At 65.8% G+C, this 13,927-nt stretch carries 13 protein-coding genes; 8 read left to right on the forward strand and 5 right to left on the reverse strand.

All coding sequences use genetic code 11. The features are described from left to right. Positions 1 to 236 precede the first annotated feature (236 nt). The gene (locus CXQ96_RS04350) at positions 237 to 1,169 is read left to right on the forward strand and encodes an Ltp family lipoprotein (protein WP_258058855.1); all 933 of its coding nucleotides are present in this window, start codon (positions 237 to 239) and stop codon (positions 1,167 to 1,169) included. Between the two features lie 157 nt (positions 1,170 to 1,326). On the opposite strand, the gene CXQ96_RS04355 is transcribed toward CXQ96_RS04350, so the two are convergent. Continuing rightward, on the reverse strand, positions 1,327 to 2,805 hold the full coding sequence (locus CXQ96_RS04355) for an amidohydrolase (protein WP_104117033.1): 1,479 nt from the start codon (positions 2,803 to 2,805) through the stop codon (positions 1,327 to 1,329). 8 nt (positions 2,806 to 2,813) lie between these two features. Further along, a complete protein-coding gene (locus CXQ96_RS04360; RefSeq protein ID WP_104116825.1) occupies positions 2,814 to 3,431 on the reverse strand; it encodes an FMN-binding negative transcriptional regulator in 618 nt (205 codons plus the stop codon). Between the two features lie 66 nt (positions 3,432 to 3,497). On the opposite strand from CXQ96_RS04360, the gene CXQ96_RS04365 reads away from it, so the two are divergent. Both CXQ96_RS04365 and CXQ96_RS04370 read left to right on the forward strand, forming a co-directional pair. Continuing rightward, entirely contained in the window at positions 3,498 to 4,400 is a 903-nt protein-coding gene (locus CXQ96_RS04365) for an aldo/keto reductase (protein WP_104116826.1), read from the forward strand. Positions 4,401 to 4,571: 171 nt separating this feature from the next. Next, positions 4,572 to 5,663, forward strand: a complete 1,092-nt coding sequence (locus CXQ96_RS04370; RefSeq protein ID WP_104116827.1) for a sorbosone dehydrogenase family protein — start codon at positions 4,572 to 4,574, stop codon at positions 5,661 to 5,663. Between the two features lie 91 nt (positions 5,664 to 5,754). Here the strand turns inward: CXQ96_RS04370 and CXQ96_RS04375 are convergent, their stop codons facing one another. Continuing rightward, positions 5,755 to 7,206, reverse strand: coding sequence for a DUF1524 domain-containing protein (locus tag CXQ96_RS04375; RefSeq protein ID WP_258058856.1), 1,452 nt, complete (start codon positions 7,204 to 7,206; stop codon positions 5,755 to 5,757). Between the two features lie 313 nt (positions 7,207 to 7,519). On the opposite strand from CXQ96_RS04375, the gene CXQ96_RS18585 reads away from it, so the two are divergent. The 4 genes from CXQ96_RS18585 (at position 7,520) to CXQ96_RS04395 (ending at position 11,023) form a co-directional block, all read left to right on the forward strand. After that, positions 7,520 to 7,945 carry an excalibur calcium-binding domain-containing protein gene (locus CXQ96_RS18585; protein ID WP_219816084.1) on the forward strand — a complete coding sequence of 142 codons (426 nt, stop codon included), beginning with the start codon at positions 7,520 to 7,522 and terminating at the stop codon, positions 7,943 to 7,945. Between the two features lie 27 nt (positions 7,946 to 7,972). Further along, positions 7,973 to 8,632 carry a class F sortase gene (locus CXQ96_RS04385; RefSeq protein WP_258058857.1) on the forward strand — a complete coding sequence of 220 codons (660 nt, stop codon included), beginning with the start codon at positions 7,973 to 7,975 and terminating at the stop codon, positions 8,630 to 8,632. A gap of 132 nt (positions 8,633 to 8,764) precedes the next feature. Then, positions 8,765 to 9,946 carry a thermonuclease family protein gene (locus tag CXQ96_RS04390; protein WP_104116830.1) on the forward strand — a complete coding sequence of 394 codons (1,182 nt, stop codon included), beginning with the start codon at positions 8,765 to 8,767 and terminating at the stop codon, positions 9,944 to 9,946. A gap of 300 nt (positions 9,947 to 10,246) precedes the next feature. Beyond that, positions 10,247 to 11,023: a hypothetical protein gene (locus CXQ96_RS04395; RefSeq protein ID WP_104116831.1), complete on the forward strand. Its 777-nt coding sequence runs from the start codon at positions 10,247 to 10,249 to the stop codon at positions 11,021 to 11,023. 76 nt (positions 11,024 to 11,099) lie between these two features. On the opposite strand, the gene CXQ96_RS04400 is transcribed toward CXQ96_RS04395, so the two are convergent. Both CXQ96_RS04400 and CXQ96_RS04405 read right to left on the reverse strand, forming a co-directional pair. After that, a complete protein-coding gene (locus tag CXQ96_RS04400; protein WP_104116832.1) occupies positions 11,100 to 11,936 on the reverse strand; it encodes a DUF4839 domain-containing protein in 837 nt (278 codons plus the stop codon). A gap of 248 nt (positions 11,937 to 12,184) precedes the next feature. Further along, on the reverse strand, positions 12,185 to 12,685 hold the full coding sequence (locus tag CXQ96_RS04405) for an SRPBCC family protein (protein ID WP_104116833.1): 501 nt from the start codon (positions 12,683 to 12,685) through the stop codon (positions 12,185 to 12,187). Positions 12,686 to 12,832: 147 nt separating this feature from the next. On the opposite strand from CXQ96_RS04405, the gene CXQ96_RS04410 reads away from it, so the two are divergent. After that, the gene (locus CXQ96_RS04410; RefSeq protein ID WP_104116834.1) at positions 12,833 to 13,624 is read left to right on the forward strand and encodes an alpha/beta fold hydrolase; all 792 of its coding nucleotides are present in this window, start codon (positions 12,833 to 12,835) and stop codon (positions 13,622 to 13,624) included. The last annotated feature ends 303 nt before the right edge of the window (positions 13,625 to 13,927 follow it).

The following is a 13,927-nucleotide window of genomic DNA, read 5'->3' on the forward strand; positions in this document are numbered from 1 at the left end:
AGGGACGTGGGGCCGAATGCCCCACATCCGACGTCGGCTCCCCCTCGGCGCCGCGCTTTGCATTCCCGACATATTGCGAGGAGTAAAGGCACTTCAACCGAAAGTGTCTGCGAGTACCGGTAATCTGACTCCGAGCTATTCGTCCCAGGACGATTCAGCACGGGGGAGCTTGAATTGTTCGGCGTCCCTTTTCGCGCTCTCCGATGTCGGGAGCTTCAGGAACACAAGGGGAATTAGTGAGCAACACAGAACAACCTCCGTACAGTCCCAAGGGTTTCGAGGGCCAGGGTAACCAGCCCTTCGCTCAGCAGGGATCCGGCTACCCCGGTTCGCCGGGCGGGTATCCAGGGGCGACCCAGCAGTACCCGCAGTCGCAGTACGGGCAGGAGCAGGGATACTCGCAGCCGCAGAAGAGCTTCCTGGCGACATGGCTGCTCTCCCTCTTCCTGGGCGGACTCGGCGTTGACCGGTTCTACCTCGGCAAGGTGGGAACAGGCATCATCAAGCTCCTGACGCTGGGAGGGCTGGGGATCTGGTACCTCATCGATCTGGTGATCACCCTCACCGGCAACCAAACGGACTCGCAGAAGCGCCGCCTTGCGGGGTACCCGGAGCACAAGGTGAAGGCATGGATCATCACCGTCGTCGTCATCCTCGCGTCCTTCGTCATCAACGCGATCTCGTTCTCGGCCATGGCCAACTCGGTGGCAACGAGCCAGCCGGCTCCGATCGCTTCCACGGTTGCCGAGGAGCCTGCTGGAGCAGAGACACCCACTGTTGCTGAGACGGCGGCACCGGAGCCGTCTCCCACAACTCCCGCCGCCGAAGAGCCGGCCGCAGCCGAACCCGCAGCACCGGAGCCAGCGCCGGCGTCAGCGATGACCTCAGGGCAGAAGAATGCCGTCCAGTCCGCCGAAAGCTATCTCGACTACACAGCATTCTCACGTACCGGTCTCATCAAGCAGCTCGAGTTCGAGAAGTACTCCACCGAGGATGCGACCTATGCCGTGGACAATGTCACGGTGGACTGGAACGAGCAGGCTGCGAAGTCCGCTGCCAACTACCTGGAATTCACATCCTTCTCACGTCCAGGGTTGGTCGACCAGTTGCTCTTCGAGGGCTTCACTCCGGAGCAGGCGGAGTACGGCGTGAGCACGACGGGCCTCTGATCGCCTGATCAACTCCCGCGCCTCTCCAAGGGCCGCTCGCTCTCACGGGACCGGGCGGCCCTTCACGTTGCATGCTGCGGCGCAGGTAAATCCCCCTCATTCGAAGCCGGCCTGCCGTTTCCCGCCGATGGAAGCGGCTGGGAGGTCGCTCCCGCCCTCAGCCGAGGGTGAAGTGCGTCCAGCGACCGCCGAGCATGGTCGCCGACACCTCGAAACTCCGGAGTTGAGCGTCACTCGCACCGAGCGGATCCATCTCGGTCACCACGAGGTCGGCAACTGACCCGGCGCGAAGCGCTGGATGCCTGCCGGTCGAGGCCGCAAGGGCCACCGACGACAGCACGCGTTGCTCCGGGTGCCATGCTTCCCGCCCGTCCCGAGCACGGGACACGGCGGCGGCCATCGAAACCCACGGGTCGAGCTGCGCGACGGGCGCATCAGAGCCGAGCGTGATTCTCGCCCCTGCTCCCACCAGGCTCGCGAAGGCGAAAGCCCTGTCCGTTCGCCCCGGCCAGTAACGGTCGGCGATGTCGCGGTCGTCCATCGCGTGCTCCGGCTGGACGCTGGCCGTGATGCCGAGCCGAGCGAAGCGGCCGAAGTCGTGCTCGTGGACAAGCTGGGCGTGCTCGATACTGCCGCCGCAGCCGACTTCCTCGAATGCGTCGAGCGCCAGCGAGTTCGCGGCATCGCCGATCGCGTGGACCGCGGGCACGAGTCCCGCCGACGACGCCTGGTAGAGGTAGTCGACGAGTTGCCTGGAGTCGACGGTGGAGATTCCTCGGCCTCCCTCCGCACCCTCGAGCCCGGGATACGGATCATGGCAGAACGCCGTCCTCGTGTTCAGCGAACCATCGGTGATGATCTTGAACGGTCCCATCGCGACCAGGCCGTCGGTGCCGTTGATAATGTCTCCCGTGCGGAGGCCTCGCGCGATGACGGCGTCGAGATCGTGCGGATACACGCCGGCCCGGACCCGCAGTCCGCGGATGCCGCCGGCGACGCGTCGCGCCCACCGGTCGATGGAGAGCGTCATCTCCAGGTCGACGACGCCCACGACGCCTCGGGCGGCCGCGGCGTCGACTGCCGCTGACACCCAGCGGTCGAGGTGCTCCTCGGGAACCGCACTGATGCGCGTGTTGATCTCGAAGGCGGGCTGCTCGCGCAGCAATCCCGTGGGATGGTCGCCGTGGCCGTGCTCGGTCAGGGCGCTGGAATTGAGCCACAGCGCGTGAAGGTCCTTGCTGACGAGGACCACGGGAACGTCGGCGCTGACCGCGTCGAGCAGGGCCCGTGCCGGCGCGTCCGGCCACAAGCCATCCTGGAAGCCGTAGCCGATCAGGGGCTGACCGGCGGGTGGCGGCGTCGACCGCAGGCGCTCACCCACGAGGGACGCCGCAGCGGCGGCGGAAGTGGCCGACGACAGGTCCAAACGCTGCCGCATGAGCGCCCACTGGTCCATGTGCACGTGGGAGTCCCACAATCCGGGTGACACCCACCGACCGCCCAGATCGACCACCTCGGCTCCATCTGGATCGAGGGCCTCGCCCATCGCCGTGATCATGCCCTTCTCGACGAGGACATCGACCGGATTCCCCTCGGTACCGACCATCCGGGCAGAGCGGAGCAAGACGGCCGCCATGTCGCCCGTCATCCCTCGCGGACCCGTCGCATCTCCCGGGCCAGAGCAGGACTTGCGTAGTGCTCGCCGTGGTCGAGCTCGTCGACGATGCGGTCGATCACCTCGGGCGCCTTGTCCTGGCTGAGTTTCAGCCGGGCGTCGAAGCGGGTCACCCGCAGGCGGATGCCCACTGTCCCGCGCGCCACGCGGCGGGACCCCTCGACGTCGAGGGCCAGCGAGCTGGGTTCCGGCATGGCACGTTCGAAGTGGTCGACGAGCGTCCCCAGCACCTGGAAGTTCTCGTCGTCGGACAGGATCTCCGGCGTCGCGTACAGGTGGGCGGTGACATGGTTCCACGTCGGAATGATCTGGTCGCTGGGGTACCAGCCGGGCGAGATGTAGCCGTGCGGTCCCTGGACGATCAGCAGCACCTCGTGGTCGCCGAGTTCGTGCAGCTGCTCGTCAGGACGGCCGACGTGGCTGACGATGCTGATGGTGTCGTCAGCGGTGTCTTCCAGGATGACCGGGTAGTGCGACGCCACGAGGCCGCCTGCAGGCGAGGACACGAGGGTAGCCCACGGGTTCTCGCGGATGAGTCGCTTCACCTCGCTGATGTCGGACAGAACGAAAGAGGGCGTGGAGCGCATGCCCGCCACTCTGCCACGAATGACCCCGGCCTTCGACGGCGCACGCCCCTCCGTTAGCCTGAGGCAATGAGACCTCTGGCAGACCTCCCCCCGTACATCTACGGCACCACGCGGCTCGGGCACGACGACGTCCCCCGCCGGCAACAGGCCCACATGGCACGGGCGGCGATCGACGCCGGGCTCTGGCTGCACACCTCCCGGCAGTACGACCACGCCCTCGAGGTACTCGGAGCCGCCTTCGAGGAGGACCGCAGCAACGTCCGGCCCGTCATCGTGAAGCTGGGTGGCGGCACGGCGGACGACGTCCGCGCCACCATCGCCGAGAACATGGAGCCGCTCGGCATCAGCTCGATCGACATCGGCCAGCTCAGCGGTGTAGGTGCCTTCGCGGAGGACATGATCGCGGACGGGCCGATTCTCGCTGACCTGCAGCGCATCAAGGACGAAGGCCTCGTGGGGCGGTTCGTGCTCGAGATCTTCCCGTGGACCTCCGACGCTCCGCTCGCGGCGCTTCGGGCAGGGCACCTCGACGAGTTGATCGACGGCTACATCTTCTACCTCAACCCGTTGCAGCGCTTTGCCTCGAACGAGCTGTGGGACGAGCTGCTGACGCAGGACAGAGCCATCGTCTCGATGCGCACCGTCGCCGGCGCTCCGGTTCACACTTTGCGGGATGTTCCGGGCGGGGCGTGGAAGCCGTACCTCCAGGAGCGTGCCGTCGAGGTCGCGCCCATCTTCGAGCGGTCCGGCGTCGCCAGCTGGGCCGAGTTCTGCGTCCGCTTCGCGCACAGCACCCCGCAGGTGGTGTCCACGGTCGGGTCGACGAGCCGTGAGGAGAATCTCCGTGAGTTGCTCTCCTACAGCAAGGACATCGTGCCTCTCCCCCAGGACGTCGTGGACGAACTTTTCGCCCTGCAACGGCGTTGGTCCGACGAGACAGACATCCACGCGGAGCCCTGGAGCATGTAGCGGCACCACAGGGGACGACGGCGCCGTCGCGCAGGCGCACCGCCGTCGCGCGCCGCTTGCCCTGGTCCGCGCGACCGGGCACCGGCCCACTCACAGCCGGCTGGACGAGCGTTCCGAATACATTGGGCCGAAGCGACCACCCCGTTGCCACCCCATCCGAGAGGCAGAGCTATGCCGAGACACCTCACCCTCGCTGGTCTTGCCGGCCTCGTCGTCGTCACCCTGGCGACCGGCTGCACGACGAGCACTGCCGGCCCCTCAGGAAACACGAACGGAAACAGCGGGCCTGACGTCGGCGTGAACGCAGCAGCTGACGCACAGGACATCACGACAGGCCTGGCCCTGCCCTGGTCCATGGCCTTCCTCGGCGACACGCTCCTCATCAGCGAGCGCGACACCGCACGGATCGTCGAGCTCGATAGCGCAGGCAACCGGCGGGAGGTCGGCACGGTCGAGGGCGTGCGGCACGGCGGCGAGGGCGGCCTGCTGGGTCTCGCCGTCGACGACCAGGACCGCCTGTACGCCTACTCGACCGGCACGGACGGCAACCGGATTCAGCGCCTGACGCTCGACGGTTCTCCCGGCTCCCTGGCCCTGGGGGACGCCGAGACCCTCGTGGACGACCTGCCGTCGAGCAGCAACCACAATGGCGGCCGCATCGCCTTCGGTCCCGACGGCATGCTGTATGCCGGGGTTGGCGACGCCGGCGAACCGGAAAGCGCCCAGGACCTCGACTCGCTGGCGGGGAAAATCCTTCGCATGACCCCAGACGGCGAGGTTCCCGCTGACAACCCCTACCCCGGTTCCCTCGTCTTCAGCCACGGTCACCGCAACGTGCAAGGCCTTGCCTGGGCGGCGGACGGCACCATGTTTGCCAGCGAGTTCGGGCAGAACACGTGGGACGAACTGAACATCACCGAGGCCGGCGAGAACTACGGCTGGCCGGTCGTCGAGGGCATCGCGGACGAGGATGGCTTCGTCGATCCGGTGCAGCAGTGGAGCCCGGCCGACGCGAGTCCGAGCGGGATCACGGTGGCCGATAACACGGTCTTCATCGCAAACCTCCGCGGAGAGAGGCTGCGCGCCGTTCCCGTGAGCGACCCCACCACCAGCACCGAGTACCTGGTGGGTGAGTACGGGCGCCTCCGGGCGGTGATGGAAGCACCGGACGGCCGCTTGTGGGTGCTCACCAACAACACCAGCGGACGCGGTAACCCGCAGCCAGGCGACGACCGCATCGTCAGTATCGACCTCCCGGGCTGACGTTGCGGGGTGAAGGCCCTGACAAGCCACGACGACGGCGGGGCAGCCACTGTTCGTGGCTGCCCCGCCGTCGTTCGTCGTGTCGCTGCAGCTAGCTGTCGCAGCCGACGCCGTCGTTGTCGCGGTCGAACTTCGGCTGGAACCCGGGGGTACCTGCGTAGATGGGTGCTGCACCTGCCGCACGGACGGCGTCACAGTTCGCGTAGTAGGGCGCCGGGGCCGGTGCGGGGGCTACCGGTGCCGGCGCAACCGGTGCTGGTGCCACGGGCGCCGGGGCCGGCGCGGGAGCAACAGGAGCCGGCGGTGCGACGGGCTCCGGCACGATCGGCGCGGGCGCCTCGGCCTGCACCGGCTCGGTCGGCTGGGCGATCGAGGGAGCAACCTGGTTGGTCGGCGCGAGGATGCCGTTGCAGTCGGTGAGGATGCGCACCATGGCGTCGTGCTCGGCCTGCGTGACCCACAGCGCGTAGGTCGCCTTGACCGAGACCTGCCGCGCCACGTACTCGCAGCGGTAGGAGGTGTTCGGCGGCAGCCACGTGGCGGCGTCGCCGGCGCCCTTCTGCTGGTTCGTCGGTCCGTCGGTCGACTGCAGGTTCAGCGGGTCGTTGGCGAACGCGATGCGCTGGTCGAGGGTGAGCTGCTGCGCACCCTTCTGCCAGGCGTCGGAGAGGGCGACGACGTGGTCGATCTGCACTCTGGTGCTCGTTGCCTGCCCGCGCTGGAATGCGATGACGGTCGCGGTGTAGGGGTCGTCGAGCACGCCCGACTGCACCTTGCAGGGCACCGAGTTGGCGTGGACGATGTCCGTCAGGTCCCGGTTTAGCATGTCGTTGCGCGTGTCGCAGCCGTTCCGGTCGACGTCCGCCCAGGCCTGCCCGAACTGCTCCCGGTCGTACCCGGTCTTCGGCGCGCGGCCCTTGATGGGCAGGGTCTCCAGCAGGGCCAGCGCCGTGGTGTTGGCGGCGGGCTGGTCCGACGGCGCCCGCGGCGTACCCGACACGTTCGCGACAGTGTCCGAGTCGAGCGGAGCGACGTCCGATGGCGTTGCACTGGGCGTCGGTGATGGTGTCGGCTTGGCCGAGGCAGTCGCGGTCGGCGACGCGCTGGCACTCGGGCTCGTTGGTTCAGCCTGCTCGGTCGCCTCGGCGGCCGCCGTCGGAACAGATTCCGACGCCGGCGCGATCGCGGTGCCGACGAGGAGGACGACGACGGCGGCTCCTGCGGTCATCGCTCCCGCCGCGCGTCCGGCGAGCCCTACCCAGGACGGCCGGTTGGTCAGGAGTGTGTAGAGGCCCGTGAAGAGGGCGAAGAGCGCGGCCATGATGAGTGCGCCGCTGAGGCCGTTGGTGATGAGACCGATGACGACGAGGAACAGAGCGATTCCGCCGACGACGGCCGTCGAGGTACGGACCTTCGGTTTGGCGGTACCGGACGGGTTATGGGCAGGCGGAAAGGATGACGAAGAGATAGAAGCCCCCAGTGTTGATGCAATGTCTTGGTGCAGCGTACTCGCGCGGCTCCTGATGCCGGGCATTCTTCCCATTGACCAAGAAGTTCGTCTGTTTATGAAGATCTGAAGCTCAGCTTTTGCTCAAGATCCGCCAGCTCCAGGAGCTCGGCGCACGGTCATTAGACGCATAGCGGGTGTCTGATCCGGCAGCGATACGCGGCAATTCTCCCGTTCCAGCCCTAAACTAATGGCACCTGCGAACGAAAAGTCGGTGCGTCGTCACGATTCGAGTAAGAACCTACGTAGGTATGAATCTGTGCTACAACTCTGCTTGTCACGTGCTCCGGCACAACTTGTTCCGAAGCACGTCTCATCAGTTCTACTCGCACCACCTTTAGGGGACCAATTGAAAAAGAGCATTGCCTCCATCACTCTCGCCGCTGTAGCCGGCATGACCATGCTGTCCGCTTCACCCGCGATGGCCGCTCCATTCCAGAACTGTGAGCAGGCCCGAGCCGCTGGTCAGGTGAACATCCCAGCCACCTCACCGTTCTACAACCCGAGTTCCGACCGGGACAACGACGGCATCGCCTGCGAGGAGGGCGATCCCGCCAGCGTTCCGGCCGCCGGCAGCCCTGCTCCCGCGCCTGCTCCTGCTCCCGGTGTCGTAACGCAGGCTCCTCAGGTCGTGCAGGCACCGGTCGGCGGCGTAGCGACTGGTGTTGCACAGGACACCGACAACACCGCTGCTCTCGCCCTCGGTACGGGCTTCGTTCTGGCAGCAGTTGCTGGCGGAACGTTCGTCGTCCGTCGTCGTGGCACTCAGGCCTGATACCCAGCAGCAATCGAACTGATCGGAATGCCACAACAGATGATGAGTTCGACTCGGAATCGCCGCAGGAGCGTAGTCGCTTCTGCGGCGATTGCCGTTGCCCTCCTCACGGCGTGCGGCGCTCAGCCGGGCAGCGACGTCTCCATCGCGAGCACTGCTCCAACGTCTTCCTCCGCTGTCCCGACGGCACACCCGGACGTTACCGCAGCTGCTGCGCAGCAAGTTGTTCTTCCCCGGTCCACCCCGGTATCGATCGACATACCGTCGACGGGAACGACATCGCACCTTCTCTCGCTGGGTTTGAACCCGGATAAAACGCTTGAAGTTCCCCGCGGCGATCCCGGAGCGCCCGCAGGTTGGTACAACCTCTCCCCCACGCCTGGTGAGCTCGGGCCGGCCGTTGTGCTCGGACACGTCAACGCCACCGACGGCGGGCCGGGCGTGTTTGCGGACCTTCGGAAGCTGCAAGCAGGTGACACCATCAACATCGAACGTGAGGACGGCTCGACGGCGGCTTTCGCTGTTCAGCACGGCGAACAATACGAGAAGGATTCCTTCCCTACGCAGAAGGTGTACGGCGATACGGATAAGCCCGAACTCCGGCTCATCACCTGCGACGGCTACAACCCGGAGACGGGAAACTTCGACGACAATTATGTGGTGTACGCAGCCCTGATCGAAAAATAGCCCTGCCGAATGACAGCAGGCTGGGTCGGCTCTCGATCGGCCGCCTGGAAACATGCCTCATCCTGCGTAGCCCAATAATCAGCCTCATCCCAAGTGCTGAAGCATCCGCACGAACACGACAGAAAAAAGATCATGAACCCTGCTCGCTATCGCCGCCTCGCACCGGCCACCCTCCTGACCACTGCAGTCCTCGCTTCCACCCTGACTGCCTGCACCACTTCCGCCTCGTCGGACGAGACGGCGGTCGATTACCAGCCGGGCACCGTGGTGCGCGTTGTGGACGGCGACACTCTCGTCATCAACTTCGACGGCGAGGACCAGACCGTCCGCCTGCTGAATGTGGACACTCCTGAAACTAAGCACCCGGACAAGCCGGTCGAATGCCTGGGCCTCGAGGCTACCGAGGAACTCGAATCGCTCACCCCGCCCGGAACCAAGGTTGCTCTGGACTTCGACATCGAGCGAAAGGACAAATACGACCGCGTGCTCGCCGCGGTATTCATCGAGGACCAGACGCTGGTCAATGCCGAGCTCGCACGGGTTGGTCTGGGTGTTCCCATCCTCATCGAGCCGAACAGGAAGTACTACGACGACGTGCAAGCGGCGTACAACGAGGCGACCGCGCAGGGCGTCGGGCTGCTCGACCCGGCCGAGGGGTGCACCCTGCCGGCCGAGGTGACCGATGCCATGGAAGCCCTCGCTGCGGCCGCCGAAGCGCCGGTCGGAGAGACGGGAGCAGCTGCCGCTGCAACCGCTGCCGGCATTCTCGCGGCCCTGGCCACCGCGAAGGCCGCCCGGGAAGCACTGGGGGCTGGCAAGGACACCGTCCGCGTCCTCGCCGTCGGAGCTGATCGGGCTGCGGCAATGGTGCGCGACCTCGACACCCACATCGCCAAGGGTGAGCAGTCGCTCTCGGCGGCCAATACACAGGCAACGGCTCTTGCGGAAGCCGAGGCTGCGGCCGAACGGGAACGAGTGGAAGCAGAAGCAGCGAAGGCAGCAGAAGCCGCGCGCGTCGAGGCCGAACGGGTTCAGGCAGAAGCCGCGGAAGCCGCTCGCGTCGAAGCCGAGCGGATCCAGGCAGAAGCCAACGCGCGTGCTGAGGCTGACCGGGTGGCCGCGGAAGCAGCGGCAGCGGCAGCGGCAGCGGCTGAGCAGGAACGGATTAGGAACCTTCCACCCGTGCCGGCGCCCTACGTTCCGCCCGTGACGCAGTACGTTCCACCGGCTCCCCCCGCGGCTGCGGATCCCTACCCGGGTTACACCGGTCCTCGTTGCTACGCACCCGGCGGAAAGACCTATCGGCCTTGCTGAGCTAGAGCATCTGGTCCTTGCAACGGTCTGGTCCCCGGCCTCGGAGTTGCGCTACTGAACCTGCTTGGACTGCTGAACCCGTGGAGGGTGACCGATAGGTTGCCCTCCACGGGAACTACTGACGATGGCCGTCGATTAACTCTCTGAATGGCAGGTCCGCACTCCGTCAGGAGGAAAACCTGCCCCCACGAGAGGATTGGTTGTCGTGAGCAAGTCCGCCGCAGAAGCGGTCTGCAAACCTGAACCGACACGTGAACCTGTGTCTCCCGTTTCGAGTCCAACCGGTAACTGGCAGCGCCGATGAACGGCCCTGCAACCTCCAGACATCGACGCCGCTCGGTCCGCGCGCTCGTCACTGTCCTCCTGCTCGCCGCCATCGCTGCAGCGCTGGCGATTCTGGGGCCCAGCCTCCTCGGCGGCCTGCGCTCCAGCGGCGGCACGTTCCTCAGCGCTTCGGAGTGCGTTGTGCGGACGGCGAACGGGGAGGTTGGGCTCGATCGTGAGGAGGCCAAGCTCGCGACGACGGCGGTGGCTCTGCGAGCCCGCGGTGTCGAGGCTCCCTACACCTCGGACATCGATCCGGCCGCCCTCCAGGCCCTGGCCGAAGGACCGTCCGGAGACGCGGGGCCGGTGCTGAGCTGCAGGGGTTCGGTCGATGAGGATCTACAGGTGGAGGAGATGACCGCCTCCGGTTTGACGCCCCGCGCCGAGCAGGTACGGACGGCGATAACCGAGGTATTCGGCGAGCAGAACCTGGGCGGTTTCGCGCCGGGTGGTGTCGGGCAGGGACACGGGGAGGAATCGACGCATTACGACGGGCGTGCAATCGACGTGTTCTTCCGTCCCGTATCAGAGGAGAACCGGCGCGCGGGATGGATGCTGTCCCATTGGCTGGTGGCGCATGCCGAGGACCTGGACATCCAGTACGTCATCTTCGACGACCAGTTCTGGAGCGCACGCATCGCTCGGGGGCAGTGGCACCCCTACGACGCACCGGCTCCGGCGAACGAAATCCTGCGCCACGTGGACCATGTGCACGTCGACGTACTGCGTGGGGGCGACCTGAAGCTGACCTGATGGGCAGAACTAGGGTGGGGTTGTTTAGTGTCTAGGCGGGGATTCACTCAACTGGTCGGACGCCGTTCCGCCGCGGTTACCGAATTTGTGTCGACACTGGCTCAAGGAAGAAGAGCTCCTGCGTCGGGTTGTAGCTCCCGACTCTGGCGATGATCCGCACATTTTGACCTGCACTGATCGAATCGGGCGCTCCCTGACCGTTGAGCTTTAGATCACTGACGATATTGACGTTCTCGAATTTGAAGTTCGGTCCACTTTGGGACGTCTCGCTGTAGTTGCCTGGCTTGATCAGGAGATCGAACCTCGTTTCATACTCGCCATGCGGAGCTAGATAGGCGATATTCGCGTCGAATTCAAGGAGAGCGTCGTCATTATTAGCAGCGAAGGTCTCGACGACCGAACTGCCTGGCTCGAGCTCCTGCAGAAGCGCTGCCAGATCCGCACTGTTCTCCACCGTAAGGATTTGCGCGGGCTCGGTCGCGCTCGTTTCCGGCTCGACCGTCGGGGCTTCGCTTGTCGATTCTGCAGAACCCTCAGCCTCTGCAGGTCGGAATTCAGCGGTCGGGCTCTCAGATGCTTGTTGGGAAGGCTGACGCGACGGTGAGGCAGCGCTAGCCTCCTTTGTCGCGGTTATAGAGGGCGCCGCCAACGTCTGGTCGGCCGGGTCATCCTTTTCGAAGAAAGCAGCGAGGGAGACTCCTATGATCAACAGAACGCCAAGCCCAACCATCACCACGAGCGGCGGTCGCTTCGGCGCTGGCTTGCGAAACAGCAGTTTCATCCGCAAAATCGAGTCAGGAGTCTGCTCTACAAATTCCCAGCCAGCCTGCTGCCACTTCGTTTTCGCTCTTGCTTCTGCGCCCCGCACTGTGTGCACGGTTTTGAAGTCATAGCGGGTCTCTCCAGAAGTCATCCAGGTCCCCCTTTACCCTGTGACGGGTAGTTCCTGCTGTCCCAGCATCGCGAGAGAACTGCAGCATCTTGAAAGGCCGGATACTCACCGGCGCTTCCTGAGATTACCGCAGGGTCGCGACGGTGAGGATCTTTAGCCAAATCATCAGTTTCTCCACGGGCGCCATCGAGCAGGACCAGGAAGTCGCCGGCGCCGCCGCCTACCTGGAGTTCGCGATTGACTGACCCCGGCGCTGCAGGGTCAGCGTGCTAAAGCCGGCCATCCTTAAGTGACGTGCCGGACTCGGCGATGCGCTTGATGGCGGCGAGTGTCTGCGGGATGCCCTCGAGCGCCTGCCGGGTCCGATCGAGGATCTGCGCGGGCGCATCGTCCCCGAACTTCTCCTCGAACATGGCGATGCCGCCCGGCAGGAAATCCCAGGATTCGGTCAGGGTTGTCCCGGTGCCGGCCGGCGTCAATGTGTAGCCCCAGCGAACTCGATCGCCGCCGACTACCCAGGCGAACTCACGCCCGCGATCTGCGACGACGACCTGCGACCGGGTCTCCCAGGTGCGGTGCGGGAGCTCGTTGCGCCCTGTGAACCAGGCGCCGACCTGGCCCGCAGTGGCGTCGTCCTCCCACCAGCACCGCGTACACACCGGGCTCCACTCGCCGGTGCGGGTGATGTCGGAGACCAGGTCGTAGACGGTCTCGACTGACGCATGAACCGTGACGGACTCCTGGTGGTGGCGGATCTCTGTCGAACTCATGCGCCCATTCTCACAGAAGAATCGCCCTCGTCCTGCGGGAGTCGCCTCCAGGACGGATGGCCCGGGACCTCATTACCGCAGGGTTCGGCTGCAGCGATTCGTGCCCGCATAGACTGAGGTCTCGCGCCAGCTACGAAAGGCCCCTCCATGTTGAACACCGAACGAACCGGCACTGGAAAGCCCCTCGTCCTCGTACATGGGCTCGGCTCGGGCCTTCGGAACTGGGACCCCGTGATCCCCCTGCTGCAGGAACAGCGCGAGGTCATCGCGATCGATCTCCCCGGGTTCGGCAGCAGCGAGCCGCTCGCAGGCGAGGTGACCATAGCGACCCTCACGGACGCCGTCGAGCAGTTCCTCGAGCAGGAGAACCTGCGCGACGCCGACATCGTCGGAAGCTCGATGGGCGCGCGGATCGCGGTCGAGATGGCGCGGCGAGGTCACGTCGGCAACGTCGTCGCACTCAATTCCGGAGGATTCTGGAACGACACCCAGGTGCGCATCTTCAACGCAAGCATCACCGCGTCCATCGCACTGGTACGGCGCCTCCAACCCGTCCTGCCCTCACTCGTCCAGCAGGCTGCCGGCCGGACGGCGTTGCTCGCCCAGTTCTCCGCGGCCCCGTGGAAGCTCGATCCGGACCTCGTCCTCACGGAGCTCCGCGGATTCGCCACCTCGCCGAGTCTCGACGAAGCGCGCAAGTCTCTCGCGCACGGACCGCGCCAGGCAGGCGCGCCACGGGGGACGATCAAGGGCACCCTGGCGTTCGGTTGGGGCCGGTCGGACAGGGTCACCCCGCTCAGTGAGGCCGCCGTCGCCATGTCCCTCTATCCTGACGCCACCCTGCACGTCTTCGAAGACTGCGGGCACTTTCCGCACTGGGACCAGCCGCAGGAGACAGCCCGGTTCATCCTCGACGCCACCTCCGCTGGGCCGTCGTAACTATCCTCTGAGCCGCACACCTGGCAACCGTGCTGGTGGCGCCTCAGTACGCAGGCTGAGGACGGGGGCCGGGGCCTACGTGGAGTTCACGTGCCCCGATCCTCCGGAGCATTGCTCCCGCGAGCTGACCGTCTTTATCAAGATTCCAAAAAGCGTGACGATCCACTTGTCCGCCAGCCCCTCAGCCAGCGTGATCAAGCTCAGTTTGGCTGGTCTGGAACTCGGCCGCCACACTCACAACCCGCACTCTTTGAAAAGCTACCTTATGCCCTCCATCTCGGCTTAGCGCGTCCGCGCGGCCGT

Source organism: Arthrobacter sp. B1805, assembly GCF_002929745.1.
In the GTDB taxonomy this organism is placed as follows: domain Bacteria; phylum Actinomycetota; class Actinomycetes; order Actinomycetales; family Micrococcaceae; genus Arthrobacter_D.

Coding starts and splice junctions, on each gene's coding strand:
- CXQ96_RS04355 (WP_104117033.1), bottom strand. CDS start 2,805: ATGGCGGCCGTCTTGCTCCGCTCTGCCCGGATGGTCGGTACCGAGGGG.
- CXQ96_RS04360 (WP_104116825.1), bottom strand. CDS start 3,431: ATGCGCTCCACGCCCTCTTTCGTTCTGTCCGACATCAGCGAGGTGAAG.
- CXQ96_RS04365 (WP_104116826.1), top strand. CDS start 3,498: ATGAGACCTCTGGCAGACCTCCCCCCGTACATCTACGGCACCACGCGG.
- CXQ96_RS04370 (WP_104116827.1), top strand. CDS start 4,572: ATGCCGAGACACCTCACCCTCGCTGGTCTTGCCGGCCTCGTCGTCGTC.
- CXQ96_RS04375 (WP_258058856.1), bottom strand. CDS start 7,206: ATGGGAAGAATGCCCGGCATCAGGAGCCGCGCGAGTACGCTGCACCAA.
- CXQ96_RS04385 (WP_258058857.1), top strand. CDS start 7,973: ATGCCACAACAGATGATGAGTTCGACTCGGAATCGCCGCAGGAGCGTA.
- CXQ96_RS04390 (WP_104116830.1), top strand. CDS start 8,765: ATGAACCCTGCTCGCTATCGCCGCCTCGCACCGGCCACCCTCCTGACC.
- CXQ96_RS04395 (WP_104116831.1), top strand. CDS start 10,247: ATGAACGGCCCTGCAACCTCCAGACATCGACGCCGCTCGGTCCGCGCG.
- CXQ96_RS04400 (WP_104116832.1), bottom strand. CDS start 11,936: ATGACTTCTGGAGAGACCCGCTATGACTTCAAAACCGTGCACACAGTG.
- CXQ96_RS04405 (WP_104116833.1), bottom strand. CDS start 12,685: ATGAGTTCGACAGAGATCCGCCACCACCAGGAGTCCGTCACGGTTCAT.
- CXQ96_RS04410 (WP_104116834.1), top strand. CDS start 12,833: ATGTTGAACACCGAACGAACCGGCACTGGAAAGCCCCTCGTCCTCGTA.